The sequence below is a fragment of the Streptomyces alboniger genome (assembly GCF_008704395.1).
GTDB lineage: Bacteria > Actinomycetota > Actinomycetes > Streptomycetales > Streptomycetaceae > Streptomyces > Streptomyces alboniger.
In genome coordinates, this window is record NZ_CP023695.1 from 2837763 (window position 1) to 2861501 (window position 23739).

Genomic DNA, 23739 nt, shown 5'->3' on the forward strand with positions numbered 1-23739 from the left:
TAACTGGGCAAGGGGGCTCGACTGATGCGGCAGGCACCAGTGCTGACGAGCGCGGCTGATCCCGCGTCCGAGGCATGGCGGGCGAACGAGACGGGGCACACCGCCCTCGTCGAAGAGCTGCGGGCCAAGCTCGCGGCGGCCGCGCTCGGCGGCGGGGAGCGGGCGCGGGCCCGCCATGTGGCGCGCGGCAAGCTGCTGCCCCGGGACCGCGTGGACACGCTCCTCGACCCCGGCTCGCCCTTCCTGGAGCTGGCCCCCCTCGCGGCCGACGGGCTGTACGGCGGGGACGCCCCGGCGGCGGGTGTCATCGCCGGGATCGGCCGGGTCTCGGGCCGCGAGTGCGTGATCGTGGCCAACGACGCCACCGTCAAGGGCGGCACGTACTACCCCATGACGGTGAAGAAGCACCTGCGCGCCCAGGAGGTGGCCCTGGAGAACCGCCTCCCGTGCCTCTACCTCGTCGACTCGGGCGGCGCCTTCCTGCCGATGCAGGACGACGTCTTCCCCGACCGCGAGCACTTCGGGCGGATCTTCTACAACCAGGCGCGGATGTCGGGCGCCGGCATCCCGCAGATCGCGGCGGTCCTCGGCTCCTGCACGGCGGGCGGGGCGTACGTCCCCGCGATGAGCGACGAGGCGGTGATCGTGCGCGAGCAGGGCACCATTTTCCTCGGCGGCCCGCCCCTGGTGAAGGCGGCGACCGGCGAGGTCGTGACGGCCGAGGAACTGGGCGGCGGCGCGGTGCACTCGCGTACGTCCGGGGTCACCGACCACTTGGCGGAGGACGACGCGCACGCCCTGCGGATCGTGCGGACCATCGTCTCCACGCTCCCCGCGCGCGGCGAACTGCCCTGGCCGGTCCAGCCGGTGGAGGAGCCGAAGGTCGACCCCCTGGGGTTGTACGGCGCGGTGCCGACGGACTCCCGTACCCCCTATGACGTACGCGAAGTCATCGCGCGCGTGGTCGACGGTTCCCGCTTCGCCGAGTTCAAGGCGGAGTACGGCACGACGCTGGTGACCGGCTTCGCCCACATCCACGGCCACCCGGTCGGGATCGTCGCGAACAACGGCATCCTGTTCTCCGAGTCCGCCCAGAAGGGCGCCCACTTCATCGAGCTGTGCGACCAGCGCGGCATCCCCCTGGTCTTCCTCCAGAACATCTCGGGCTTCATGGTCGGGCGGGACTACGAGGCGGGTGGCATCGCCAAGCACGGCGCGAAGATGGTCACGGCCGTGGCCTGCACCCGCGTGCCGAAGCTGACGGTCGTCGTCGGCGGTTCGTACGGCGCGGGCAACTACTCGATGTGCGGCCGGGCCTACAGCCCCCGCTTCCTGTGGATGTGGCCGAACGCCAAGATCTCCGTGATGGGCGGCGAGCAGGCCGCCTCCGTCCTCGCCACGGTCAAGCGCGACCAGTTGGAGGCGCGCGGCGAGCAGTGGGCCACCGAGGACGAGGAGGCCTTCAAGGCCCCGATCCGCGCGCAGTACGAGGAGCAGGGCAACGCCTACTACGCCACGGCCCGCCTCTGGGACGACGGTGTGATCGACCCCCTGGAGACCCGGCAGGTGCTGGGTCTGGCCCTGACCGCCTGCGCGGGCGCGCCCCTTCCCCAGAGGGACCCCGCAGCGCCCGGCTTCGGCGTCTTCCGGATGTGACGTGAGGAACCCACTGATGTTCAGCACTGTTCTGGTCGCCAACCGCGGCGAGATCGCGGTCCGCGTCATCCGCACCCTGCGGGCGCTCGGCATCCGCTCGGTGGCCGTGTTCAGCGACGCGGACGCGGACGCCCGCCACGTGCGCGAGGCGGACACGGCGGTACGGCTCGGTCCGGCGCCGGCCGCCGAGAGCTATCTGTCCGTGGAGCGCATCCTTGAGGCGGCGGCCACGTCCGGCGCCCAGGCCATCCACCCCGGCTACGGATTCCTCGCGGAGAACGCCGGCTTCGCGCAGGCCTGCGCCGATGCCGGCCTCACCTTCATCGGCCCGCCCGCCGGGGCCATCTCCCTCATGGGCGACAAGATCCGCGCCAAGGAGACGGTGAAGGCGGCCGGCGTCCCGGTCGTCCCCGGCTCCTCCGGAAGCGGCCTGACCGATGCCGAACTGGCCGCCGCGGCCCGGGAGATCGGCACCCCGGTGCTGCTCAAGCCGAGCGCGGGCGGCGGCGGCAAGGGCATGCGCCTGGTGCGGGACGAGGCCGTGCTCGCCGAGGAGATCGCGGCGGCCCGGCGCGAGGCCCGCGCCTCCTTCGGTGACGACACGCTGCTCGTGGAGCGGTGGATCGACCGCCCCCGGCACATCGAGATCCAGGTCCTCGCGGACGGCCACGGCCAGGTGATCCACCTCGGCGAGCGCGAGTGCTCCCTCCAGCGCCGCCACCAGAAGATCATCGAGGAGGCGCCCAGCGTCCTCCTGGACGAGGCCACGCGCGCGTCGATGGGCGAGGCGGCGGTCCAGGCGGCCCGCTCCTGCGGGTACACCGGAGCGGGCACGGTGGAGTTCATCGTCCCCGGCAAGGACCCCTCCTCGTACTACTTCATGGAGATGAACACCCGCCTCCAGGTGGAGCACCCGGTCACCGAGCTGATCACGGGGCTCGACCTGGTGGAGTGGCAGCTGCGGGTCGCGGCGGGCGAGCGCCTGCCGTTCACGCAGGAGGACATCACCCTCACCGGGCACGCGGTGGAGGCCCGGATCTGCGCCGAGGACCCCGCGCGCGGTTTCCTGCCCTCGGGCGGCACGGTCCTCTCCCTGCGCGAGCCGCAGGGCGACGGCGTGCGCACCGACTCCGGCCTGAGCGAGGGCACGGAGGTCGGCAGCCTCTACGACCCGATGCTCTCCAAGGTCATCGCGTACGGCCCCGACCGCGCCACGGCCCTGCGCAAGCTGCGCGCGGCCCTCGCCGGCACGGTCACGCTCGGCGTGCCGACGAACGCCGGGTTCCTGCGCGAGCTGCTCGCCCACCCGGCCGTGGTGGCGGGCGATTTGGACACCGGCCTCGTGGAGCGGGAGGCGGACGGCCTCGTCGCCGACGGCGTGCCGGACGAGGTGTACGAGGCGGCGGCAGCGGTGCGCGAGGCCGCGCTCGCGCCCGCGGCGGGCGGCTGGACGGACCCCTTCTCGGTGCCGAGCGGCTGGCGGCTCGGCGGGACCCCGGCGCCTCTGACGCACTGGCTGCGCGTGCCGGGGCGTGAACCGGTCGCCCACCGCCTGCGTGACACCGCCCCCGCCGTCACCCCCGACCGCGTCTCGGTCACCGTCGACGGCACCCGGCACACCTTCCACCGCGCGGGCGACTGGCTGGGCCGCGACGGCGACGCCTGGCAGGTGCGGGACCACGACCCCGTCGAGGCGAGCCTCACGGGCGCCGCGCACGCCGGGGCCGACGCGCTCACCGCCCCTATGCCGGGCACCGTCACGGTCGTGAAGGTCTCCCCGGGCGACCGGGTGAGCGCCGGTCAGAGCCTGCTGGTGGTCGAGGCGATGAAGATGGAGCACGTCATCTCCGCCCCGCACGCCGGCACCGTCACCGAGCTGGACGTCACCGCGGGGTCGACGGTCGCCATGGACCAGGTCCTCGCGGTGGTCCTCCCGGACGACGGGGCGGGCGACGAGGCCCGCGAGGAGGCAGGGCGATGACCCCCACCGGACTCCCCATGACCGTCCCGGACCCGGCGCTGCCGACCCGCGTCCGCGTCCACGAGGTCGGCGCGCGCGACGGCTTGCAGAACGAGCAGTCGGTCGTCCCCACGGAGATCAAGGCGGAGTTCATCCACCGCCTCGCCGACGCGGGCCTGACCACCGTCGAGGCGACCAGCTTCGTGCACCCCAAATGGGTGCCCCAACTGGCCGACGCCGAGCGGCTCTTCCCGCTCCTCGGCGACCTCCAGGGCGTGCGCCTGCCGGTCCTCGTGCCGAACGAACGCGGCCTGGAGCGGGCGCTGGCGCTCGGCGCCCACCGCGTCGCCGTCTTCGCCAGCGCCACCGAGTCCTTCGCCAAGGCCAACCTCAACCGCACGGTCGACGAGGCCCTCGCCATGTTCGAGCCGGTGGTCTCCCGCGCGCGGGAGCAGGACATGCACGTCCGCGGCTATCTCTCGATGTGCTTCGGCGACCCCTGGGAGGGCCCGGTCCCCCTCGGCCAGGTCGTCCGCGTCTGCCGCGCCCTGCTCGACATGGGGTGCGACGAGCTGAGCCTCGGCGACACCATCGGGGTGGCCACCCCGGGCCATGTCAGCGCCCTGCTCACCGCGTTGACCGAGGCGGAGGTCCCGGTCGACCGCGTCGGCGTCCACTTCCACGACACGTACGGCCAGGCGCTCGCCAACACCCTGGCCGCCCTCCGGCACGGCGTGACCACGGTCGACGCCTCCGCGGGCGGCCTCGGCGGCTGCCCTTACGCCAAGAGCGCCACCGGGAACCTCGCCACCGAAGACCTCGTGTGGATGCTGCACGGCCTCGGCATCGACACCGGGGTCGACCTCGGCCGCCTCAGCGCCACCAGCGCCTGGATGGCCGGCCACCTGGGCCGACCCAGCCCGTCCCGCACCGTCCGCGCCCTGACCCACCAGGAGCAGTGAAGAGAAGATGGACCACCGCCTGAGCCCCGAGCACGAGGAACTCCGCCGCACGGTGGAGGCGTTCGCGCACGACGTCGTCGCCCCGAAGATCGGCGACTTCTACGAGCGCCACGAGTTCCCCTACGAGATCGTCCGCGAGATGGGCCGCATGGGCCTGTTCGGTCTGCCCTTCCCCGAGGAGTACGGCGGGATGGGCGGTGACTACTTCGCGCTCGGCATCGCCCTCGAAGAGCTGGCCCGGGTCGACTCGTCCGTGGCGATCACCCTGGAGGCGGGCGTCTCGCTCGGCGCGATGCCGCTGCACCTGTTCGGCACCGAGGAGCAGAAGCGACAGTGGCTGCCGAAGCTGTGCTCCGGTGAGGTGCTCGGCGCCTTCGGCCTGACCGAGCCGGACGGCGGCTCGGACGCGGGCGGCACCCGCACCACGGCGGTGCGGGACGGCGACGAGTGGGTCATCAACGGCTCGAAGTGCTTCATCACCAACTCCGGTACGGACATCACAGGACTGGTCACGGTCACCGCCGTCACCGGCCGCAAGCCGGACGGCCGCCCGCTGATCTCCTCGATCATCGTGCCGTCGGGGACACCGGGCTTCACGGTCGCGGCGCCGTACTCGAAGGTGGGCTGGAACGCCTCGGACACCCGCGAGTTGTCGTTCTCCGACGTCCGCGTCCCCGCGGCGAACCTGCTGGGCGAGGAGGGCCGCGGGTACGCCCAGTTCCTGCGGATCCTGGACGAGGGCCGCGTCGCCATCTCCGCGCTCGCCACCGGGCTCGCGCAGGGCTGTGTGGACGAGTCGGTGAAGTACGCCAAGGAGCGGCACGCCTTCGGGAAGCCGATCGGGGCGAACCAGGCCATCCAGTTCAAGCTCGCCGACATGGAGACGCGGGCCCACATGGCACGCATCGGCTGGCGGGACGCGGCGTCGCGGCTGGTCGCCGGGGAGCCGTTCAAGAAGGAGGCGGCGATCGCCAAGCTCTACTCCTCGACGGTGGCCGTGGACAACGCCCGCGAGGCCACGCAGATCCACGGCGGCTACGGCTTCATGAACGAGTACCCCGTGGCCCGGATGTGGCGGGACTCCAAGATCCTGGAGATCGGCGAGGGCACCAGCGAGGTGCAGCGGATGCTCATCGCGAGGGAGCTGGGTTTCGCGGGCTGAACTCCGGCAAGGCGTGTGACCGGGGCGGCGGGTGATGAACCGGTGAGCCCCGGAGCGTGGCGAGCGTGACACGAGGGGCCCCTGGACACCCGGTGAGCTTAGGCTAGCCTAAGCTCTACTTCCGGCCAGTGGCCCCGCCACCGCACCGTCACGAAAGCAGAGACCCCTATGTCCCACGCCCGCCTTTCCCAGCCCTCCCGCCGCGGCATACTCGCCGCCGGTGGCGCCCTCGGCCTCACCGCCGCCCTGGCAGCCTGCGGCAACGACAAAAAGGACGGGGACAGCAAGGGCAAGGGCGGCGCGGCCAAGTCCGGCCCCTGGAGCTTCAAGGACGACCGCGGCGAGACCGCCAAGCGTGACGCGACGCCGAAGAACATCGTCGCCTTCACCGGCGTCGCCGCCGCCCTGTTCGACTACGGCATCGAATGCAAGGGTGTTTTCGGCCCGACGAAGACCAAGGACGGCAAGCCCGACGTCCAGGCCGGCGACATGGACATCAGCAAGCTGACGATCATCGGCAACGAATGGGGTCAGTTCAAGATCGAGAAGTACGCGAGCCTCGCGCCCGACCTCCTGATCTCCACGATGTTCGACGACCAGGGCACCCTCTGGTACGTCCCGGAGGAGAGCAAGAAGAAGGTCCTCAAGCTCGGGGCCCCGAGCGTCGGCATCAGCGTCTACGACCGCCAGATGAACCAGCCGCTCCAGCGCATCCTCGCCCTCGCCGAGTCGCTCGGCGCGGACGTGAAGGCGGACAAGGTCGTCAAGGCGAAGAAGCGCTTCGAGGAGGCCTCCGAGCGGCTGCGCAAGGTCGCCAAGGCGAACAAGGACATCAAGGTCCTCGTCGGCTCCGCGAGCCAGGAGCTGCTCTACGTCTCCGGCACGAACCTCTCGGCCGACCTGGAGTACTTCAAGGCGCTCGGCGTGAACTTCGTCGAGCCGCCGGAGAAGGCCAAGAAGGAGTCCGGCGGCTGGTTCGAGAACCTCAGCTGGGAGAACGTGGACCAGTACCACGCGGACCTCATCATGATGGACAACCGCACCTCCGCCATCCAGCCGGCCGACCTCGACAAGTCCAAGCCCACCTGGAAGAAGCTGCCCGCGGTCAAGGCCGGACAGGTCATCCCGCGCGTCACCGAGCCCATCTTCTCGTACGCCAAGTGCGCGCCGATCCTGGAGGACCTGGCGGACGCGATCGAGAAGGCGAAGAAGCTCAAGAAGGGCGCCTGACCCCCCAGTTCGACGGCCGCCCCTTCCACTCACGGAGGGGGCGGCTCCGTTTTTGTCACTCTGTGAGACCCCGGGGTTCAATGGGGCAGGGACTTAGGTTAGGCTTACCTTAGTTCGACCCCGCGTCTCGCTCCCCACACTCCTGTCCCCGTAGGCGCGGCCAAGTCCCCTCACCTGGAGGACAGTTCATGCGCTCGCACCTGCTCAATGACACCACCGCGGAGCGGTACCGCAGCTCCGTGACCGAAGGAGTCGAGCGGGTGGCGGCCCAACTCGCCACCACCTCCCGTCCGTTCACCGGCATCTCCGTCGACGAGCTCGCGCCCCGCATCGAGGCCGTCGACCTGGAGAAGCCCCTGCACGACACCATCGCCGCGCTCGACGAACTCGAAGAGCTGTATCTGCGCGACGCGGTGTACTTCCACCACCCCCGCTACCTCGCCCACCTCAACTGCCCGGTCGTCATACCGGCGGTACTGGGCGAAGCGGTGATCTCCGCGATCAACTCCTCGCTCGACACCTGGGACCAGTCCGCGGGCGGCACGCTCATCGAGCGCCGCCTGATCGACTGGACCTGTGAGCGCATCGGGCTCGGCCCGGCCGCCGACGGCGTGTTCACCAGCGGCGGCACCCAGTCCAACCTCCAGGCGCTGCTGCTCGCCCGCGAGGAGGCCAAGGAGCAGGACCCCACCCGGATGCGCATCTTCGCCTCCGAGGTCGGCCACTTCAGCGTCCAGAAGGCGGCCCGGCTGCTCGGCCTCGGTGAGGACGCCGTCGTGGTGATCCCCACCGACCACGACAAGCGTATGCAGACCGTGGCCCTCGCCCACGAGCTGGAGCGCTGCCGGCGCGACGACCTCTCCCCCATGGCTGTCGTCGCCACCGCGGGCACCACCGACTTCGGCTCCATCGACCCGCTCCCCGAGATCGCCGAACTGTGCGCGCAGTACGGCACCTGGATGCACGTGGACGCGGCGTACGGCTGCGGGCTGCTCGCCTCCCGCAAGAACCGGCACCTCCTGGACGGCATCGAGCGCGCCGACTCCGTCACCGTGGACTACCACAAGTCCTTCTTCCAGCCGGTGAGTTCCTCGGCCGTCCTCGTGCGCGACGGAGCGACCCTGTCCCACGCCACGTACCACGCCGAGTACCTCAACCCGCGCCGGATGGTGCAGGAGCGCATCCCCAACCAGGTCGACAAGTCCCTCCAGACGACCCGGCGCTTCGACGCCCTCAAGCTGTGGATGACGCTGCGCGTGATGGGCGCCGACGGCATCGGCGGCCTCTTCGACGAGGTGTGCGACCTGGCCGCGGAGGGCTGGAAGCTGCTCGCCGCCGACCCCCGCTTCGACGTCGTGGTGGAGCCGCAGCTCTCCACGCTCGTCTTCCGCTACATCCCCGCCGCGATCTGCGACCCCTCCGCGATCGACCGCGCCAACCTCTACGCCCGCAAGGCCCTGTTCGCCTCCGGTGACGCGGTCGTGGCGGGCACCAAGGTGGGCGACCGCCAGTTCCTGAAGTTCACCCTGCTCAACCCCGAGACCACCACCGCCGACATCACGGCTGTCCTCGATCTGATCGCCGGCCACGCCGAGCAGTACCTGGGAGAGAACCTTGACCGCGCCTGCTGACCCCCACCAGCCGCCCGCGCCGTACGACTTCATCGGCATCGGCCTCGGCCCGTTCAACCTCGGCCTCGCCTGCCTGACCGAGCCGCTGGACGAGCTGAACGGCCTCTTCCTGGAGTCCAAGCCCGACTTCGAGTGGCACTCGGGGATGTTCCTGGAGGGCGCCCACCTCCAGACCCCGTTCATGTCGGACCTGGTCACGCTGGCCGACCCGACATCGCCGTACTCCTTCCTCAACTACCTGAAGGAATCGGGACGGCTGTACTCCTTCTACATCCGCGAGAACTTCTACCCCCTGCGGACCGAGTACAACGACTACTGCCGCTGGGCCGCCGCCCGGCTCTCCTCGATCCGCTTCAGCACGACGGTCGATGAGGTCACCTACGAGGACGACCTCTACGTCGTACGGACCACCGACGGCGACCTCTTCCGCGCCCGCCGCCTCGTCCTCGGCACCGGCACCCCGCCGCACCTGCCCGCAGCCTGCGACGGCCTGGGCGGAGACGCGATCCACAACTCCCGCTACCTCCAGAGCAAGGCGCAGCTCCAGAAGAAGGAGTCGATCACGCTCGTCGGCAGCGGCCAGTCCGCCGCCGAGATCTACTACGACCTCCTGAGCGAGATCGACGTCCACGGCTACCGGCTCAACTGGGTGACCCGCTCCCCGCGCTTCTTCCCCCTCGAGTACACCAAGCTGACGCTGGAGATGACCTCTCCGGAGTACATCGACTACTTCCACGCGCTGCCCGAGGCGACCCGCTACCGCCTGGAGACGGCGCAGAAGGGTCTGTTCAAGGGCATCGACGGCGAGCTGATCAACGCCATCTTCGACCTGCTCTACCAGAAGAACCTCACCGGGCCCGTCCAGACCCGGCTGCTGACCAACACCGCACTGACCGAGGCGACGTACGACAGCGAGAGCCGCACGTACACGCTGGGACTGCGCCAGGAGGAGCAGGAGAAGGACTTCCGGCTCCGCACCCAGGGTCTGATCCTCGCCACCGGCTACCGGTACCAGGTCCCCGAGTTCCTCGCGCCGGTCCGCGACCGCATCCGCTGGGACGGCCGGGGCCGCTACGACGTGGCGCGCAACTACAGCATCGACACCACCGGGAGCGGCATCTACCTCCAGAACGCCTCGGTCCACACCCACTCGATCACCAGCCCCGACCTCGGCATGGGCGCGTACCGCAACGCGTCCATCGTCCGCGAGCTGGCCGGGCGCGAGGTCTACCCGGTCGAGAAGTCCATCGCGTTCCAGGAGTTCGCGGCCCCGGAGGGAGTCCTCATATGACCACCGATCGCGATATGACCACCGATCGCGGCGCGGGCGGCGACTTCACGTTCCGCCCCCTCGATCCCCTGACCGACGCCGAGATGCTGCACGGCTGGGTCACCCACCCCAAGGCCTCCTTCTGGATGATGCAGGACGCCTCGCTGCCCGACGTCGAGCGCGAGTACATGGCGATCGCGGCCGCCGAGCACCACGACGCGTTCATCGGCCTGCACAAGGGCGTCCCCACGTTCCTGATGGAGCGGTACGACCCCGCGCACGTCGAACTCGTCGGCCTGTACGAGCCGCTCCCCGGCGACGTCGGCATGCACTTCCTCACCGCGCCCTCCGACGTCCGCATCCCCGGCTTCACCCGCGGCGTGATCACCGCGGTGATGCGGGAGCTGTTCGCCGACCCGGCGACCGAGCGCGTCGTCGTCGAGCCGGACGTGCGCAACACGGCGGTGCACGCCCTCAACGAAGCCGTCGGATTCCGCCCCGAGCGCGTCATCCACAAGCCGGAGAAGGAAGCACTGCTGAGCTTCTGCACCCGCGAACAGTTCGAAGCAGCAGTACGTGAAAGGGAACTGGCGATATGACCCTGTCCGACGCCGTGGCGCACCTGTCCCCGGAGCGCTGGGCCACAGCCGACCGCCTGCTCATCCGCAAGGCGCTCGCCGAGTTCGCCCACGAGCGGCTGCTCACGCCCGAGCCGCTGGGCGAGGGCGCGTACGTGGTCCGCAGCGACGACGGCCTCACCCGTTACCGCTTCACCGCCGCCGTGCTGCGCCTGGACCACTGGCAGATCGACGCCGAGTCGATCACCCGTCACCGCGACGGCACCGAACTCCCGCTGAACGCCCTGGAGTTCTTCACCGAACTGCGCGGCGCCCTCGGCCTGAGCGACGCGATCCTGCCGGTCTACCTGGAGGAGATCTCCTCCACCCTCTCCGGCATCTGCTACAAGCTCACCAAGCCCGCGGTCCCCGCCGCCGAGCTGTCCCGCTCCGGCTTCCAGGAGATCGAGACGGGCATGACCGAGGGCCACCCCTGCTTCGTCGCGAACAACGGGCGGCTCGGCTTCGGCGTGCACGAGTACCTCTCGTACGCGCCCGAGACGGCGAGCCCCGTACGCCTGATCTGGCTGGCGGCGCGCAAGGACCGGGCCGCCTTCACCGCGGGCGCCGGCCTCGACTACGAGTCGTTCCTCCGCGCCGAACTGGGCGAGGAGACCCTGGCCCGCTTCGACCGCGTCCTGCGCGACAAGGGCCTGGACCCGGCGGAGTACCTGCTCATCCCCGCCCACCCCTGGCAGTGGTGGAACAAGCTGTCGGTGACCTTCGCCGCCGAGGTCGCCCAGGGCCGCCTCGTCTGCCTCGGCGAGGGCGACGACGAGTACCTCGCGCAGCAGTCGATCCGCACCTTCTTCAACCGGACCTCCCCGGAGAAGCACTATGTGAAGACGGCCCTGTCCGTCATCAACATGGGCTTCATGCGCGGTCTGTCGGCCGCCTACATGGAGGCGACCCCGGCGATCAACGACTGGCTCGCGAACCTCATCGAGACCGACGAGACGCTGCGCGGGACCGGCCTGACGATCATCCGCGAGCGCGCGGCCGTCGGCTATCGCCACCTGGAGTACGAGGCCGCCACCGACCGCTACTCCCCCTACCGCAAGATGCTCGCCGCCCTGTGGCGGGAGAGCCCCGTGCCGTCCCTCGAAGAGGGCGAGCAGCTGGCGACGATGGCCTCGTTGCTGCACGTCGACCGCGACGGCGGGAGCTTCGCCGGGGCGCTCATCGAGCGCTCGGGCCTCGCTCCCACCGAGTGGCTGCGCCGCTATCTGCACGCGTACCTGACGCCGCTGCTGCACAGCTTCTACGCGTACGACCTGGTCTTCATGCCGCACGGCGAGAACGTGATCCTCGTCCTGAAGGACGGCGTCGTCCAGCGCGCGATCTTCAAGGACATCGCCGAGGAGATCGCGGTGATGGACCCGGACGCCGTCCTGCCGCCGGTCGTCGAGCGCATCCGCGTGGAGGTCCCGGAGGACAAGAAGCTCCTGTCGATCTTCACGGACGTCTTCGACTGCTTCTTCCGCTTCCTGTCGGCGAACCTCGTCACCGAGGGCCTCATCGACGAGGACGCCTTCTGGGGATCCGTCGCCGCGTGCGTGACGGCCTACCAGGAGGCGACCCCGCACCTGGCCGACAAGTTCAAGCAGTACGACATGTTCGCCCCGGAGTTCGCGCTGTCCTGCCTGAACCGGCTCCAGCTGCGCAACAACGAGCAGATGGTGGACCTCGCGGACCCCTCGGGGGCGCTGCAACTGATCGGGACGCTGAAGAACCCGATCGCCTGAGCCGGGCGGGGCTCCCGGGACGGTCCCCGGGAGCCCCGCCTTCCTGCCCGCCTCCGTGTCTACCGGGCGGGCCAGGGCACCTGCGGCGACCTGTAGAAGCCGATGCCGAGCGCGTCCCAGCGCGGGGCCTGCGCGGCGAGCCGCCCCTTGTACTGCTCCCAGTCGTGCGTGGCCGCGGGCGACCAGCCGAGTTCGGCGATGCCGGGGAGCCGCGGGAACGCCATGTAGTCGAGGTGCGCGGAGGTCGACAGGGTCTCCGTCCATAGCGGTGCCTCGACACCCATGACCGCGTCGGCGGGCACCCCCTGGAGATACGTCCCCGGGTCCCAGTCGTAGGAGCGCCGCACCTCGACGAGGCCCGCCCAGGACAGGCCGAGCGGCGTGTCCGCGGTGTACTTCATGTCGAGGTAGGAGCGGTCGGCCGGGGAGAGGACCAGCTTGGTGCCGTTCCTCGCGGCGTTCACGACCTGCTCGCGCTCGGCGGCGCCGGTCCTGTCGTAGCCCCAGTACTGGGCGACGGCGCCCTCGGCGGGCTCGGCGCCGGCGAGCTGGTGCCAGCCCATGACCTTCTTGCCGTACTTGGCGACCACCGGCTGCACCTTGTCCATGAAGGCGACGAAGTCCTCGTGGCTGGTCGAGTGCGCCTCGTCGCCGCCGATGTGGAGGTACTCGCCGGGCGTCATGGCGGCCAGCTCCCGGACCACGTCGTCCACGAAGTCGTACGTCACGTCCTTCTTCACGCACAGCGAGCTGAATCCGACCGCGGTACCGGTGTAGAGCGGCGGGGCGACGCCGTCGCAGTTCAGTTCGGCGTACGAGGCGAGCGCGGCGTTGGTGTGCCCCGGCATGTCGATCTCGGGGACGACCTCCAGATGCCGCGAGGCGGCGTAGGCGACGATCTCCTTGTACTGCGCCTTCGTGTAGTAGCCGCCCTTGCCGCCGCCGACCTGTGTGGAGCCGCCGTACGTGGCCAGGCGCGGCCAGGAGTCGATGGCGATGCGCCAGCCCTGGTCGTCGCTCAGGTGCAGGTGCAGCTTGTTCATCTTGTAGAGCGCCGCCTGGTCGATATAGTGCTTGACCTGGTCGACGGTGAAGAAGTGCCGCGAGACGTCGAGCATCGTGGAGCGGTAGCCGTAGCGCGGCATGTCCTTGATGGTGCCGCCCGCGACGCGCCACGGGCCGCGCTGCTTCGTCTTCTTCTCCACGGCCGCGGGCAGTTGCTGGCGCACCGTCTGGACGCCGTGGAAGAGCCCGGCGTCCGACCAGGAGGTGATGGTGAGGGAGCCGCGCGTCGAGATGACCCGGTAGCCCTCGCCGCCGAGGACCTTGTTCTCCGGCTCGGCGCTGATCCGCAGCCGGATGCCGTCGCCGCCCTCACCGGTGGTGACCGGGAGTTCGTAGCCGGTGGAGGGGCGCAGCACCTTCGCGAGGTACTCGCCCACGCGCCGCTCCTCGGGGCTGCCGACGCGGATCCGGGTCCTTGCGGTGATCTCGTAACCGGCGCCGCCCGCCTCGGCCTTCATCGGCGCGGGCACGATCCGGCCGAGCGGGGTGAGCGGGGCTTCGGCCGCGCCCGAGGGGGCGGGGGCGGCGGCGAACGAGGAGACTCCGGCGGCCGCCACGAGCAGCAGCGAGCCGAGGAGGCGTGCCGTTCGTACCGGCCGTGCGCTTCGTACCGGCCGTGTGGTTCGTACCGGCCGTGTGGTTCTGTGGCGCGTTCTCACAAGCGGATCCCTTCGACGGGGGCGCAACTGAGGTGCATCGCATGCGAACGGTCCTCTTGGTAACCCGGCCCGTACAAGGGGTCAAGGGGTGTAGACCGACCGTCCCGGGGCGGTGCGAGAATCCCCGCATGGCGGAAATCATCCAGCGTGACGGCACCTGGACCTTCGACGGAGAGACACTGCGGCTCGTTCCGGGCCACGACAAGAGCGTGTCCCTGCTGCGCAAGACGCTGGGCGAACTGGCCATACCGGTCGGCGCGTTGGCGGGCATAGCCTTCGAGCAGGGCAAGAAGTCGGGCCGGTTGCGGCTGCGCCTGCGGGACGGCGCCGACCCGCTGCTCCAGGCGGCCGGCGGACAGCTGACGGACGCCGCCGACCCCTACCAGCTGGTGGTGGAGCCGGACCGGTACGGCGTGGCGGAGTACCTGGTCGACGAGGTGCGCAACGCCCATCTGATCGAACAGGTACCGGCCGCGCCCTGCACCGCCTACCTCCTCGCGGGCCCGGCCGTGCCGCTGTCCGTCTCCGCGGGGGACGGCACGGTGAGCTTCGACGGGGAGCGCGTCCGGCTGGAGTGGAACTGGAAGACGGAGGACGCGAAGTCCGCGTCCGGCACGAGGTCGCTGGCGCTCGCCGATGTCGCCGCGGTGGAGTGGCAGCCCGCGGTCGGCCTGGAGAACGGCTATCTGCGGTTCACCGTGAAGAACGCGCCGACCAAGGCGCCGCCGAAGTACGACCCGAACTCGGTCGAGCTGTGGGGCTTCAAGAAGGACCCGCTGATGGCCCTGGTCGCCGCCGCGGTCCAGGCCCGCCTCCCCCACCCCTCGGCCCCCGTGCCCCCGGCCGCCCCGGTGGACACGCCGCCCGACGGCCCCAAGAGCCTCACCCCGGCACCGGCCCCGGCCGACGACCACGACGCCCTGCTGCGCCGCCTGCGCGAGCTGGGCGAACTCCACCGGTCCGGCATCCTCACGGACGAGGAGTTCGCGGCGGCCAAGCAGGCGGTCCTGCGCCGCATGTGAACGCCGATCGCGGCCGCATGTGAACACTGTTCGCGCCACGCATTGGCCCGTTCCGACACGACCCTGCCCGATTTCGGGCAGGATTCTTGCGAAAGCGTATGCGATACCCCAGGATCATCGAGTGCACGACGACCTGGTGGACCACCTCACCCGCAGCACCCCGCTCCAGCGGGGCGAAGCGCTGCGGGTCATCCAGGACGTGCTCGCCTACTTCGACGAGACGACCGAGGAGTTCGTCCGTCGCCGCCACCGCGAGTTGCAGGGTCAGGGCCTGCTGAACGCGGCGATCTTCGAACAGATCTCGGCGGATCTCGCATACCGCGCGGTCGCGCCGCCGGAGCTGAGCCTCCGGCAACTGCGCCGCATCATCTACGGCTAGGACACCCTCTATGTGTGGAATCGTCGGTTATATCGGCAAGCGTGACGTCGCCCCGCTGCTCCTCGAAGGCCTCCAGCGCCTGGAGTACCGCGGCTACGACTCGGCGGGCATCGCCGTCACCAGCCCCAAGGCCTCGGGCCTGAGGACGGTCAAGGCCAAGGGTCGCGTCCGCGACCTGGAGGCCAGGGTCCCCGCCCGCTTCAAGGGCACCACCGGCATCGCCCACACCCGCTGGGCCACCCACGGCGCCCCCTCCGACGAGAACGCCCACCCGCACCTGTCCCAGGACGAGAAGGTCGCGGTCGTCCACAACGGCATCATCGACAACGCCTCGGAGCTGCGCGCCAAGCTCACCGCCGACGGCGTCGAGTTCCTCTCCGAGACCGACACCGAGGTCCTCACCCACCTCATCGCCCGCTCCCAGGCGGACACCCTGGAGGAGAAGGTCCGCGAGGCGCTGCGGCACATCGAGGGCACGTACGGCATCGCCGTCCTGCACGCCGACTTCCACGACCGCATCGTCGTCGCCCGCAACGGCTCCCCGGTCGTCCTCGGCATCGGCGAGAAGGAGATGTTCGTCGCCTCGGACGTCGCCGCGCTCGTCTCGCACACCCGCCAGGTCGTCACCCTCGACGACGGCGAGATGGCCACCATCAAGGCCGACGACTACCGCACGTACACCACCGAGGGCTCCCGCACGACCGCCTCGCCGACCACCGTGGAGTGGGAGGCCGAGTCGTACGACATGGGCGGCCACGACACGTACATGCACAAGGAGATCTTCGAGCAGCCCGACGCGGTGGACCGCGTCCTGCGCGGCCGCATCGACGACCGCTTCTCCACCGTGCATCTCGGCGGCCTGAACCTCGACGCGCACGACGCCCGCAAGGTGCGCCGCGTCAAGATCCTCGGCTGCGGCACCTCGTACCACGCGGGCATGATCGGCGCCCAGATGATCGAGGAGCTGGCCCGTATCCCCGCCGACGCCGAGCCGGCGTCCGAGTTCCGCTACCGCAACGCGGTCGTGGACCCCGACACCCTCTACATCGCGGTCTCCCAGTCCGGTGAGACGTACGACGTACTGGCCGCCGTCCAGGAGCTGAAGCGCAAGGGCGCCCGCGTCCTCGGCGTCGTGAACGTCGTCGGCTCCGCGATCGCGCGTGAGGCGGACGCGGGCGTGTACGTCCACGCGGGCCCGGAGGTCTGCGTCGTCTCCACCAAGTGCTTCACCAACACCACCGTCGCCTTCGGCCTGCTCGCCCTGCACCTGGGCCGCATCCGTGACCTGTCGGTCTCCGACGGCAAGCGGATCATCGAGGGCCTGCGCAAGCTGCCCGGCCAGATCTCGGAGATCCTCAAGCAGGAGGACGAGATCAAGAAGATCGCCAAGAGCTACGCGGACGCCCGTTCGATGCTCTTCATCGGCCGTGTACGGGGCTACCCCGTCGCCCGTGAGGCCTCCCTCAAGCTCAAGGAGGTCTCGTACATCCACGCCGAGGCCTACCCCGCCTCCGAGCTGAAGCACGGCCCGCTCGCGCTCATCGAGCCCGCGCTCCCCACCGTCGCGATCGTCCCGAACGACGACCTCCTGGAGAAGAACCGCGCGGCCCTGGAGGAGATCAAGGCCCGCAGCGGCAAGATCCTCGCGGTCGCGCACCAGGAGCAGGAGAAGGCCGACCAGACGATCATCGTCCCGAAGAACGAGAACGAGCTGGACCCGATCCTGATGGGCATCCCGCTCCAACTCCTCGCCTACCACACGGCGTTGGCGCTCGGCCGGGACATCGACAAGCCGCGCAACCTGGCGAAGTCCGTCACCGTGGAGTAGCCCCTGCCCAGCGGCGGATGACAGATGAACGGCCCCCTGCGCGTGCCACCAGCACACAGGGGGCCGTTCCTCAGGGGCCGGGGTCGCCCATTACCCCGACCCGCGCTACGGAATGACGATGACGGGCCGCTGCGCCCGCCGCGCCAACCGCCCGGCGACGGAGCCGAAGATGCGGCCGACGATGCCTTGCGTGGAGCCGACGACGATCGCGTCCGCGCTGTACTCGCGGCCGACCTCCTCCAGCTCGTGGCAGATGTCGCCGCCGCGCTCGACGAGGATCCACGGCACCTCGGTCAGATAGTCCGCGCAGGCCAGTTCGAGTCCGAGCACCTCGGTGCGGTGGTCCGGCACGTCGACGAAGACCGGTGGCTCGCAGCCCGCCCACACGGTGGTGGGCAGCCGGTTGGCGACATGCACGATGATCAGGCCCGATCCCGAGCGATGGGCCATGCCGATGGCATATGCGAGAGCCCGCTCACTGGAGGTCGAGCCGTCGAAGCCGACGACGACGCCGTGCCGGAAGGCCGGATCGCAGGGATGACGTGGTTCTTCCGCCGCGCGGGGGGTCGTCGTCGGATCGGCGACCTGCCGCTTGCGGTCCGCGGGTTCGGAGAATTCGTGACCGGCCATGGGTGTCTCGGCGAAGGAGTCCTCTGTGGGAGGGTCTGCGTTTTCAGGTGAGGCGAAAGTTCAGGACCTGGAAGGTCGTCCGGGAATCATCTTCCCAAGCCCATACCCCCAAGGGTACGGCGACACTCCCCTCCTGCCCAGAGCCCGCGAAGAGCCCGTGCGGGTTCGCACCGGGCCGCACACAGGGCATCCCGGCGTTCACCGGAGCATGCATGAGCCTCGCCCGTATGGCAATGGTTGCTGCCTCCTACAGGCGGTTTGCGCACCCGTCCGGCGGCCACCCGGCACCTCGCCAGTGACCGGCCGCCCGACCGCGCGTTGAACCCCCGTACGCCACCGCCACAGGGAGCACGCCGTGCCTGGATCCTCGACCGCGTCCCCACCCGCCCGCAAGCGCCGTCCGGCCCCCGGCCCCGGCCCACGGGAGCCACGGCGGGCGGCCCCGCAGGACTCGGCGGGCGATGTGGTCCGCTGGGCCGCGTTCAGCTGCGTGCTGGTTCCCGTCGTCCTTGTGGGGTACGGGATCTCCCTGGCGGGGGCCGGCGGCGCGGCCCTCGGCCTCGCGGCCGTCACCGGGGTCTGCCGGGTGCTCCTTCGCCAGTCCGAGCGGGGCGCCGCGCGGCTGATCGCGGAACAGAACAGCGGGCACCGGGGGCGGCACGGCAGAACGGGCACGGGGGCGCACCGGGGCACGCGGCACAGCGCCGAGAGAGCGCCGGTCGACTGACTGATTCGCACACACGCTCCCGTAGCTTTTCAGCCAACTTCCGAGAACCGGGCATTCCTTGGCCGAACGGGCCCCCAACCCCCGTCCGACCAGGGCTGAAAGGTGCTCCGATGGCGTGCGCACCCTACGGGGACCGGCCATGGAGCGCAGGCGCACTTCCCTGCACCGGCCCACGAGTGCAACGCTTCGTGATCGAATGCTTCACGCCAAGTTGCCATGTCGACAATCTGCCGGGTGCTGAACTGGTCACCCCGGCAGCACGGGACACAGTAGATTCGATCTTGACTGTAGTACGGCGGGGGACTGGTGGAGGACCGAGGGGAAACGTGCAGGAGCGACAGGCCCAGCAAGCACGTCAAGAACACCAAGCTCACCAAGCACGCCAGGAACGGGGAGCCGCTACGACCGAGGGGGGTTTAGCACCATGAGCCACGACTCCACTGCCGCGCCGGAGACCACGGCCCGGAAGCTCTCCGGACGCCGCCGCCGGGAGATCGTAGCGGTGCTGCTCTTCAGCGGTGGCCCCATCTTCGAGAGTTCCATACCGCTCTCCGTCTTCGGCATCGACCGGCAGGACGCCGGGGTGCCCCGCTACCGGCTGCTCGTGTGCGCCGGCGAGGACGGCCCGCTGCGGACCACCGGCGGGCTCGAACTCACCGCGCCGCACGGCCTGGAGGCCATCGGCAGGGCGGGCACGGTCGTCGTACCGGCCTGGCGGTCGATCACGTCTCCACCGCCACCGGAGGCACTCGACGCGCTGCGCCGCGCGCACGAGGAGGGTGCCCGCATCGTCGGGCTCTGCACCGGCGCGTTCGTACTGGCCGCGGCGGGACTGCTCGACGGCCGGCCCGCGACCACCCACTGGATGTACGCGCCGACGCTCGCGAAGCGCTACCCGTCCGTCCACGTGGATCCGCGCGAGCTGTTCGTCGACGACGGGGACGTCCTGACGAGCGCCGGCACCGCGGCCGGAATCGATCTCTGTCTGCACATCGTGCGCACGGACCACGGCAACGAGGCGGCGGGCGCGCTCGCCCGCAGGCTCGTGGTGCCGCCGCGCCGCGCCGGCGGTCAGGAGCGCTATCTCGACAGGTCTTTACCAGAGGAGATCGGCGCCGACCCGCTCGCCGAGGTCGTCGCCTGGGCGCTCGAACACCTCCACGAGCAGTTCGACGTGGAGACGCTGGCCGCGCGCGCGTACATGAGCAGGCGGACCTTCGACCGCAGGTTCCGCTCGCTCACCGGGAGCGCTCCCCTCCAGTGGCTGATCACTCAGCGGGTGCTCCAGGCGCAGCGTCTCCTGGAGACGTCCGACTACTCCGTCGACGAGGTGGCGGGCCGCTGCGGCTTCCGCTCGCCGGTCGCGCTGCGGGGCCACTTCCGGCGCCAGCTGGGCTCGTCCCCCGCCGCGTACCGGGCGGCCTACCGCGCCCGCAGGCCGCAGGGCGAGCGCACGCTGGAGTCCGCTCCGGCGGCCTCGCAGGCCATGCCCGCGCTGGTGGAGGCGGGCCCGGTGCCGACCCAGACCCGGCGGACGGCGGCGGCCAGCGCGCTCGGCCCCTCGGCCTCCATGTCCGCCGACCCGGGCAAGCCGCACTCGGACGTGTACGCACCGGGACGTGCGCCCCTGCCCGGCCAGAGGAGCGCGCCGTAGGGTAAGACGCATGAACGACCGCATGGTGTGGATCGACTGCGAGATGACCGGGCTCTCGTTGACGGACGACGCACTTATCGAGGTGGCCGCACTGGTCACCGACTCGGAACTGAACGTGCTCGGCGAAGGGGTGGACATCGTGATCCGCCCGCCGGACGCGGCCCTGGAGACCATGCCCGAGGTGGTGCGCGCCATGCACACCGCCTCGGGGCTCCTCGACGAACTGGCCGGCGGCACCACGCTGGCCGACGCCGAGGAGCAGGTCCTGGCGTACGTACGTGAGCACGTCAAGGAGCCGCGGAAGGCTCCGCTGTGCGGAAACTCGGTCGGCACCGACCGCGGCTTCCTGGCGCGGGACATGGGGACCCTGGAGCAGTACCTCCACTACCGGATCGTCGACGTCTCCTCCATCAAGGAGCTGGCGCGGCGCTGGTACCCCCGGGCGTACTTCAACAGCCCGGACAAGAACGGCAACCACCGCGCCCTCGCCGACATCCGCGAGTCCATCGCCGAGCTGCGCTACTACCGCGAGGCGATCTTCGTCCCGCAGCCGGGCCCGGACTCGGACACCGCGAAGTCGATCGCCGCCAAGCACGTGCTGTCCGCGGAGTAGCCTCCGCGGCGGCTCCACGAGCGCCCTGTGTACGGGGTCCGGAAAACGCGTGCGCGAGCACCCCTTCGGACCCTGTACACTTTTTCTCGGCCGGTCGGAAGAACGCAGAACGACCGGACATGGTGGGTGTAGCTCAGTTGGTAGAGCACCTGGTTGTGGTCCAGGTGGCCGCGGGTTCAAGTCCCGTCACTCACCCTGAAGAAAGGGCCCCGGTTCGAGAGAGCCGGGGCCCTTTCGCCTTCTCGGAACGCGCGAGGCGCCTCAGGAAGAATCCCGCTCGACCAGTTCCGTCGGGAGCACCAGCTGGCGCCGCTCCAGGCGCCGGGCGGCGGCCGGGCGGCTGTCCGCGATCTCCGCGAGCAGCAGATCGATCATCGCCCGCCCCATCTCCTCGATGGGCTGGCGGACGCTGGTGAGCGGCGGATCCATGTGGCGCGCGATCGCCGAGTCGTCGAAGCCGACCAGCGCCACGTCGTCCGGTATCCGGCGTCCGGCCTCCCGCAGCGCCTGCCGGGCACCCGCCGCCATCACGTCCGAGCCCGCGAAGACCGCGTCGAGGTCGGGGCGGGCCGCGAGCAGCTCCCGCATGGCGCGGCGCCCGCCCTCCTCCGTGAAGTCGCCCTGCGCGATCAGCCGCTCGTCCACCGTGCGGCCCGCGTCCTCCAGGGCGGCGCGATAGCCGTCCAGGCGGCGCTGGGCCCCGTACACGTCGAGGCGGCCGGTGATGGTGGCTATGGCCGTGCGGCCGCGGGCCATGAGGTGCCGCATGGCCGAGCACGCCCCGGCGAAGTTGTCGGAGTCGACCGACGGCAGCGCCTCCTCAGCCGAGCGCCGACCGCTGATCACGGCGGGGATCTCCAGCTGGGCCAGCAGGTCGGGCAGCGGGTCGTCGGCGTGCACCGAGACCAGCAGGACGCCGTCGACGCGGTGGGCCGCGAGGTACTGGGCCAGGCGCTGACGCCGCTGGTCGTTGCCCGCGAAGATCAGCAGCAGCTGCATCTCGGTCTCGCTGAGCTGGGCGCCCACGCCGCGCAGCACATCGGAGAAGTACGGCTCGGCGAAGAAGCGGGTCTCGGGCTCGGGCACGACCAGGGCGATCGCGTCCGTGCGGTTGGCGGCCAGGGCGCGGGCCGCCGTATTGGGCACGTACCCCAGCTCGGCCACGGCGGCCTCGACGGCCGTGCGGGTCGCGGCGCTCACCCTCGGCGAGCCGTTGATCACGCGGGACACCGTCCCCCGGCCTACTCCCGCCCGGGCGGCGACCTCCTCCAGAGTGGGCCGTCCGCCGCTGCGGCCGCGCGCTGCGTGAGCTGCCATTGTCCGCCTCCCGTCGCCTTCCCCCGGCGAGGAATGTAACAGCCGGATCTTCGCCGGGCCGAGGGGCGAAAGCGCGAGGGTCCCGTAACGGCCCGATAACCGAAGACGCAACTCCCTGTCCGGTCCCTTGACACCCCCGGCCCCAGCCACGAGTCTTCAAGCAATCATCAGTGGGAGCGCTCCCACAGTACCTGACCCGTACACATCCCGCACGTTCCCCGCCCGCGCCGCAGAGTGAACCATCAGGCCCAGCACAGCAGTTGGCCGGGGGTGGGCACGTCAGGCAACAGGAGGACGTCATGCACACGAGTTCCGGCCGGTCCCGCCGAGTGGTGACCTACGCGGCCGTGACCGCCCTGGCCGCGAGTCTGCTGGCCGCTTGTTCCAGCGACGACGACGGATCGGCGGGCGACGGCAAGATCACGCTCAACGTGGGTACGTTCGGCGTGCTGGGCCTCAAGCAGGCGGGCCTGTACGAGGAGTACGAGAAGGCCCACCCGGACATCAGGATCAAAGAGAACGTCATCGAGCGGAACGACGCCTATTACCCGAAGCTGCTCACCCAGCTCCAGTCCGGCGCGGGTGTCAACGACGTGGCGGCCATCGAGGTCAGCAACATCACGGAGATCGTGCAGACCCAGGGCGCCAAGTTCGAGGACCTGGGCAAGGCGGAGGGCGTGGAGAAGTCCGCGTACCTCGACTGGAAGTGGAAGCAGGCGACGACCGAGGACGGGAAGACGGTCGGCCTCGGGGTCGACATCGGCCCCACCGCGCTCTGCTACCGCAAGGACCTCTTCGAGAAGGCGGACCTGCCCACCGACCGCGAGCAGCTCGCGAAGGAGTGGGCGGGCGACTGGGACAAGTACGTCGCGCTCGGCGAGAAGTACATGAAGAAGGCGCCGAAGGGCACCAAGTTCGTCGACTCCGCCTCCAGCGTCTACAACGCCGTCTTCGCGGGCGCCACCGAGCGCTACTACGACGAGAACGGCGAGGAGATCTACGAGAAGAGCCAGGGCCGCAAGGACGCCTGGGACGCGGCGATGAAGGTCGCCCGGGGCGGCATGTCCGCCAAGCTCAAGCAGTTCGACCCGACGTGGGACCAGGGCTTTGCCAACGCCAGGTTCGCCACGGTGGCCTGCCCCGCCTGGATGGCCGGTTACATCCAGGAGAAGACGGGACCGGGCGGCAAGGGCAAGTGGGACATGGCCAAGGCGCCCACGGACGGCAACTGGGGCGGGGCCTTCCTCGGGGTGCCGAGCGCGGGCAAGCACAAGAAGGAGGCGACCGAGCTGGCCGTCTGGCTGACCCGGCCCGAGCAGCTCGCGAAGATCTTCGCCAAGCAGGCCAGCTTCCCCTCCACCCCGTCGGTCTACGACGAGCTGAAGCCGTCGGCGGCCACCAAGGCGTACTTCAGCGACGCGCCCATCACCCGGATCTACGCCGGCGTCGCCAAGAACATCCCCTCGGCCGTCTACGGCGTCAAGGACGCCCAGATCGGCCAGTCCATCACGGACATCGGTGTGCTCCAGGTGGAGCAGCAGGGCAAGTCTCCCGAGGAGGGCTGGGAGGCGGCCCAGAAGGAGATCAAGGATGTTCTGGGACAGTGACGCCC

General features: G+C 70.4%; 19 protein-coding genes and 1 tRNA gene. 17 read left to right on the forward strand and 3 right to left on the reverse strand.

Features of this window, described 5'->3' with window-relative positions:
* Window positions 1–24: 24 nt before the first annotated feature.
* The 9 genes from CP975_RS12415 to CP975_RS12455 all read left to right on the forward strand — a co-directional run bounded on the left by CP975_RS12415 (window position 25) and on the right by CP975_RS12455 (window position 12233).
* Window positions 25–1656 (forward strand): carboxyl transferase domain-containing protein, encoded by a 1632-nt coding sequence (locus CP975_RS12415; RefSeq protein ID WP_055529104.1) that lies wholly within the window; start codon window positions 25–27, stop codon window positions 1654–1656.
* Window positions 1657–1672: 16 nt separating this feature from the next.
* Window positions 1673–3637, forward strand: coding sequence for an acetyl-CoA carboxylase biotin carboxylase subunit (locus CP975_RS12420; RefSeq protein WP_055529103.1), 1965 nt, complete (start codon window positions 1673–1675; stop codon window positions 3635–3637).
* Window positions 3634–4578, forward strand: coding sequence for a hydroxymethylglutaryl-CoA lyase (locus CP975_RS12425; protein WP_055529102.1), 945 nt, complete (start codon window positions 3634–3636; stop codon window positions 4576–4578). The genes CP975_RS12420 and CP975_RS12425 overlap by 4 nt, the downstream gene beginning before the upstream one ends.
* A gap of 7 nt (window positions 4579–4585) precedes the next feature.
* Window positions 4586–5740: an acyl-CoA dehydrogenase family protein gene (locus CP975_RS12430; protein WP_055529101.1), complete on the forward strand. Its 1155-nt coding sequence runs from the start codon at window positions 4586–4588 to the stop codon at window positions 5738–5740.
* A 168-nt stretch (window positions 5741–5908) separates the two neighbouring features.
* The gene (locus tag CP975_RS12435; RefSeq protein ID WP_055529100.1) at window positions 5909–6970 is read left to right on the forward strand and encodes an ABC transporter substrate-binding protein; all 1062 of its coding nucleotides are present in this window, start codon (window positions 5909–5911) and stop codon (window positions 6968–6970) included.
* A gap of 188 nt (window positions 6971–7158) precedes the next feature.
* Window positions 7159–8601: a lysine decarboxylase DesA gene (desA, locus tag CP975_RS12440; protein WP_055529098.1), complete on the forward strand. Its 1443-nt coding sequence runs from the start codon at window positions 7159–7161 to the stop codon at window positions 8599–8601.
* A complete protein-coding gene (locus tag CP975_RS12445; protein WP_055529095.1) occupies window positions 8585–9892 on the forward strand; it encodes a lysine N(6)-hydroxylase/L-ornithine N(5)-oxygenase family protein in 1308 nt (435 codons plus the stop codon). Before desA ends, CP975_RS12445 begins: the two co-directional genes overlap by 17 nt.
* The gene (locus CP975_RS12450; RefSeq protein WP_246201482.1) at window positions 9889–10470 is read left to right on the forward strand and encodes a GNAT family N-acetyltransferase; all 582 of its coding nucleotides are present in this window, start codon (window positions 9889–9891) and stop codon (window positions 10468–10470) included. The genes CP975_RS12445 and CP975_RS12450 overlap by 4 nt, the downstream gene beginning before the upstream one ends.
* Window positions 10467–12233 (forward strand): IucA/IucC family protein, encoded by a 1767-nt coding sequence (locus CP975_RS12455; protein ID WP_055529093.1) that lies wholly within the window; start codon window positions 10467–10469, stop codon window positions 12231–12233. Before CP975_RS12450 ends, CP975_RS12455 begins: the two co-directional genes overlap by 4 nt.
* A gap of 59 nt (window positions 12234–12292) precedes the next feature.
* Here CP975_RS12455 and CP975_RS12460 read toward each other — a convergent pair whose 3' ends face one another.
* Window positions 12293–13855 (reverse strand): beta-N-acetylhexosaminidase, encoded by a 1563-nt coding sequence (locus CP975_RS12460; RefSeq protein WP_281292883.1) that lies wholly within the window; start codon window positions 13853–13855, stop codon window positions 12293–12295.
* 230 nt (window positions 13856–14085) lie between these two features.
* Here CP975_RS12460 and CP975_RS12465 point away from each other — a divergent pair, with 230 nt between their 5' ends.
* The 3 genes from CP975_RS12465 (at window position 14086) to glmS (ending at window position 17186) form a co-directional block, all read left to right on the forward strand.
* The gene (locus CP975_RS12465) at window positions 14086–14979 is read left to right on the forward strand and encodes a DUF4429 domain-containing protein (RefSeq protein ID WP_150476870.1); all 894 of its coding nucleotides are present in this window, start codon (window positions 14086–14088) and stop codon (window positions 14977–14979) included.
* A gap of 121 nt (window positions 14980–15100) precedes the next feature.
* On the forward strand, window positions 15101–15358 hold the full coding sequence (locus CP975_RS12470; protein ID WP_030790077.1) for a hypothetical protein: 258 nt from the start codon (window positions 15101–15103) through the stop codon (window positions 15356–15358).
* A gap of 10 nt (window positions 15359–15368) precedes the next feature.
* Window positions 15369–17186, forward strand: a complete 1818-nt coding sequence (gene glmS, locus CP975_RS12475) for a glutamine--fructose-6-phosphate transaminase (isomerizing) (RefSeq protein ID WP_055536422.1) — start codon at window positions 15369–15371, stop codon at window positions 17184–17186.
* 105 nt (window positions 17187–17291) lie between these two features.
* Here glmS and CP975_RS12480 read toward each other — a convergent pair whose 3' ends face one another.
* On the reverse strand, window positions 17292–17816 hold the full coding sequence (locus CP975_RS12480) for a universal stress protein (protein WP_055536423.1): 525 nt from the start codon (window positions 17814–17816) through the stop codon (window positions 17292–17294).
* A gap of 355 nt (window positions 17817–18171) precedes the next feature.
* On the opposite strand from CP975_RS12480, the gene CP975_RS12485 reads away from it, so the two are divergent.
* The 4 genes from CP975_RS12485 to CP975_RS12500 all read left to right on the forward strand — a co-directional run bounded on the left by CP975_RS12485 (window position 18172) and on the right by CP975_RS12500 (window position 21005).
* Window positions 18172–18543, forward strand: a complete 372-nt coding sequence (locus CP975_RS12485) for a hypothetical protein (RefSeq protein WP_425474248.1) — start codon at window positions 18172–18174, stop codon at window positions 18541–18543.
* Between the two features lie 424 nt (window positions 18544–18967).
* On the forward strand, window positions 18968–20197 hold the full coding sequence (locus tag CP975_RS12490; protein ID WP_055535332.1) for a helix-turn-helix domain-containing protein: 1230 nt from the start codon (window positions 18968–18970) through the stop codon (window positions 20195–20197).
* A 10-nt stretch (window positions 20198–20207) separates the two neighbouring features.
* Window positions 20208–20810 carry an oligoribonuclease gene (gene orn / locus CP975_RS12495; RefSeq protein ID WP_055535330.1) on the forward strand — a complete coding sequence of 201 codons (603 nt, stop codon included), beginning with the start codon at window positions 20208–20210 and terminating at the stop codon, window positions 20808–20810.
* Between the two features lie 122 nt (window positions 20811–20932).
* A tRNA-His gene (locus CP975_RS12500) sits at window positions 20933–21005 on the forward strand.
* 66 nt (window positions 21006–21071) lie between these two features.
* Here the strand turns inward: CP975_RS12500 and CP975_RS12505 are convergent.
* Entirely contained in the window at window positions 21072–22127 is a 1056-nt protein-coding gene (locus CP975_RS12505; protein ID WP_055535327.1) for a LacI family DNA-binding transcriptional regulator, read from the reverse strand.
* Window positions 22128–22426: 299 nt separating this feature from the next.
* Between CP975_RS12505 and CP975_RS12510 the strand changes: the two genes are divergently transcribed.
* Window positions 22427–23734: an ABC transporter substrate-binding protein gene (locus CP975_RS12510; RefSeq protein WP_055535324.1), complete on the forward strand. Its 1308-nt coding sequence runs from the start codon at window positions 22427–22429 to the stop codon at window positions 23732–23734.
* The last annotated feature ends 5 nt before the right edge of the window (window positions 23735–23739 follow it).

Excerpts from the sequence above, each read along its gene's own strand:
- CP975_RS12455 (WP_055529093.1), top strand. The coding sequence starts at position 10,467 with ATGACCCTGTCCGACGCCGTGGCGCACCTGTCCCCGGAGCGCTGGGCC.
- CP975_RS12450 (WP_246201482.1), top strand. The coding sequence starts at position 9,889 with ATGACCACCGATCGCGATATGACCACCGATCGCGGCGCGGGCGGCGAC.
- CP975_RS12510 (WP_055535324.1), top strand. The coding sequence starts at position 22,427 with ATGCACACGAGTTCCGGCCGGTCCCGCCGAGTGGTGACCTACGCGGCC.
- glmS (WP_055536422.1), top strand. The coding sequence starts at position 15,369 with ATGTGTGGAATCGTCGGTTATATCGGCAAGCGTGACGTCGCCCCGCTG.
- CP975_RS12415 (WP_055529104.1), top strand. The coding sequence starts at position 25 with ATGCGGCAGGCACCAGTGCTGACGAGCGCGGCTGATCCCGCGTCCGAG.
- desA (WP_055529098.1), top strand. The coding sequence starts at position 7,159 with ATGCGCTCGCACCTGCTCAATGACACCACCGCGGAGCGGTACCGCAGC.
- CP975_RS12435 (WP_055529100.1), top strand. The coding sequence starts at position 5,909 with ATGTCCCACGCCCGCCTTTCCCAGCCCTCCCGCCGCGGCATACTCGCC.
- CP975_RS12480 (WP_055536423.1), bottom strand. The coding sequence starts at position 17,816 with ATGGCCGGTCACGAATTCTCCGAACCCGCGGACCGCAAGCGGCAGGTC.
- CP975_RS12505 (WP_055535327.1), bottom strand. The coding sequence starts at position 22,127 with ATGGCAGCTCACGCAGCGCGCGGCCGCAGCGGCGGACGGCCCACTCTG.
- CP975_RS12430 (WP_055529101.1), top strand. The coding sequence starts at position 4,586 with ATGGACCACCGCCTGAGCCCCGAGCACGAGGAACTCCGCCGCACGGTG.
- CP975_RS12490 (WP_055535332.1), top strand. The coding sequence starts at position 18,968 with ATGAGCCACGACTCCACTGCCGCGCCGGAGACCACGGCCCGGAAGCTC.
- CP975_RS12420 (WP_055529103.1), top strand. The coding sequence starts at position 1,673 with ATGTTCAGCACTGTTCTGGTCGCCAACCGCGGCGAGATCGCGGTCCGC.
- orn (WP_055535330.1), top strand. The coding sequence starts at position 20,208 with ATGAACGACCGCATGGTGTGGATCGACTGCGAGATGACCGGGCTCTCG.
- CP975_RS12465 (WP_150476870.1), top strand. The coding sequence starts at position 14,086 with ATGGCGGAAATCATCCAGCGTGACGGCACCTGGACCTTCGACGGAGAG.
- CP975_RS12425 (WP_055529102.1), top strand. The coding sequence starts at position 3,634 with ATGACCCCCACCGGACTCCCCATGACCGTCCCGGACCCGGCGCTGCCG.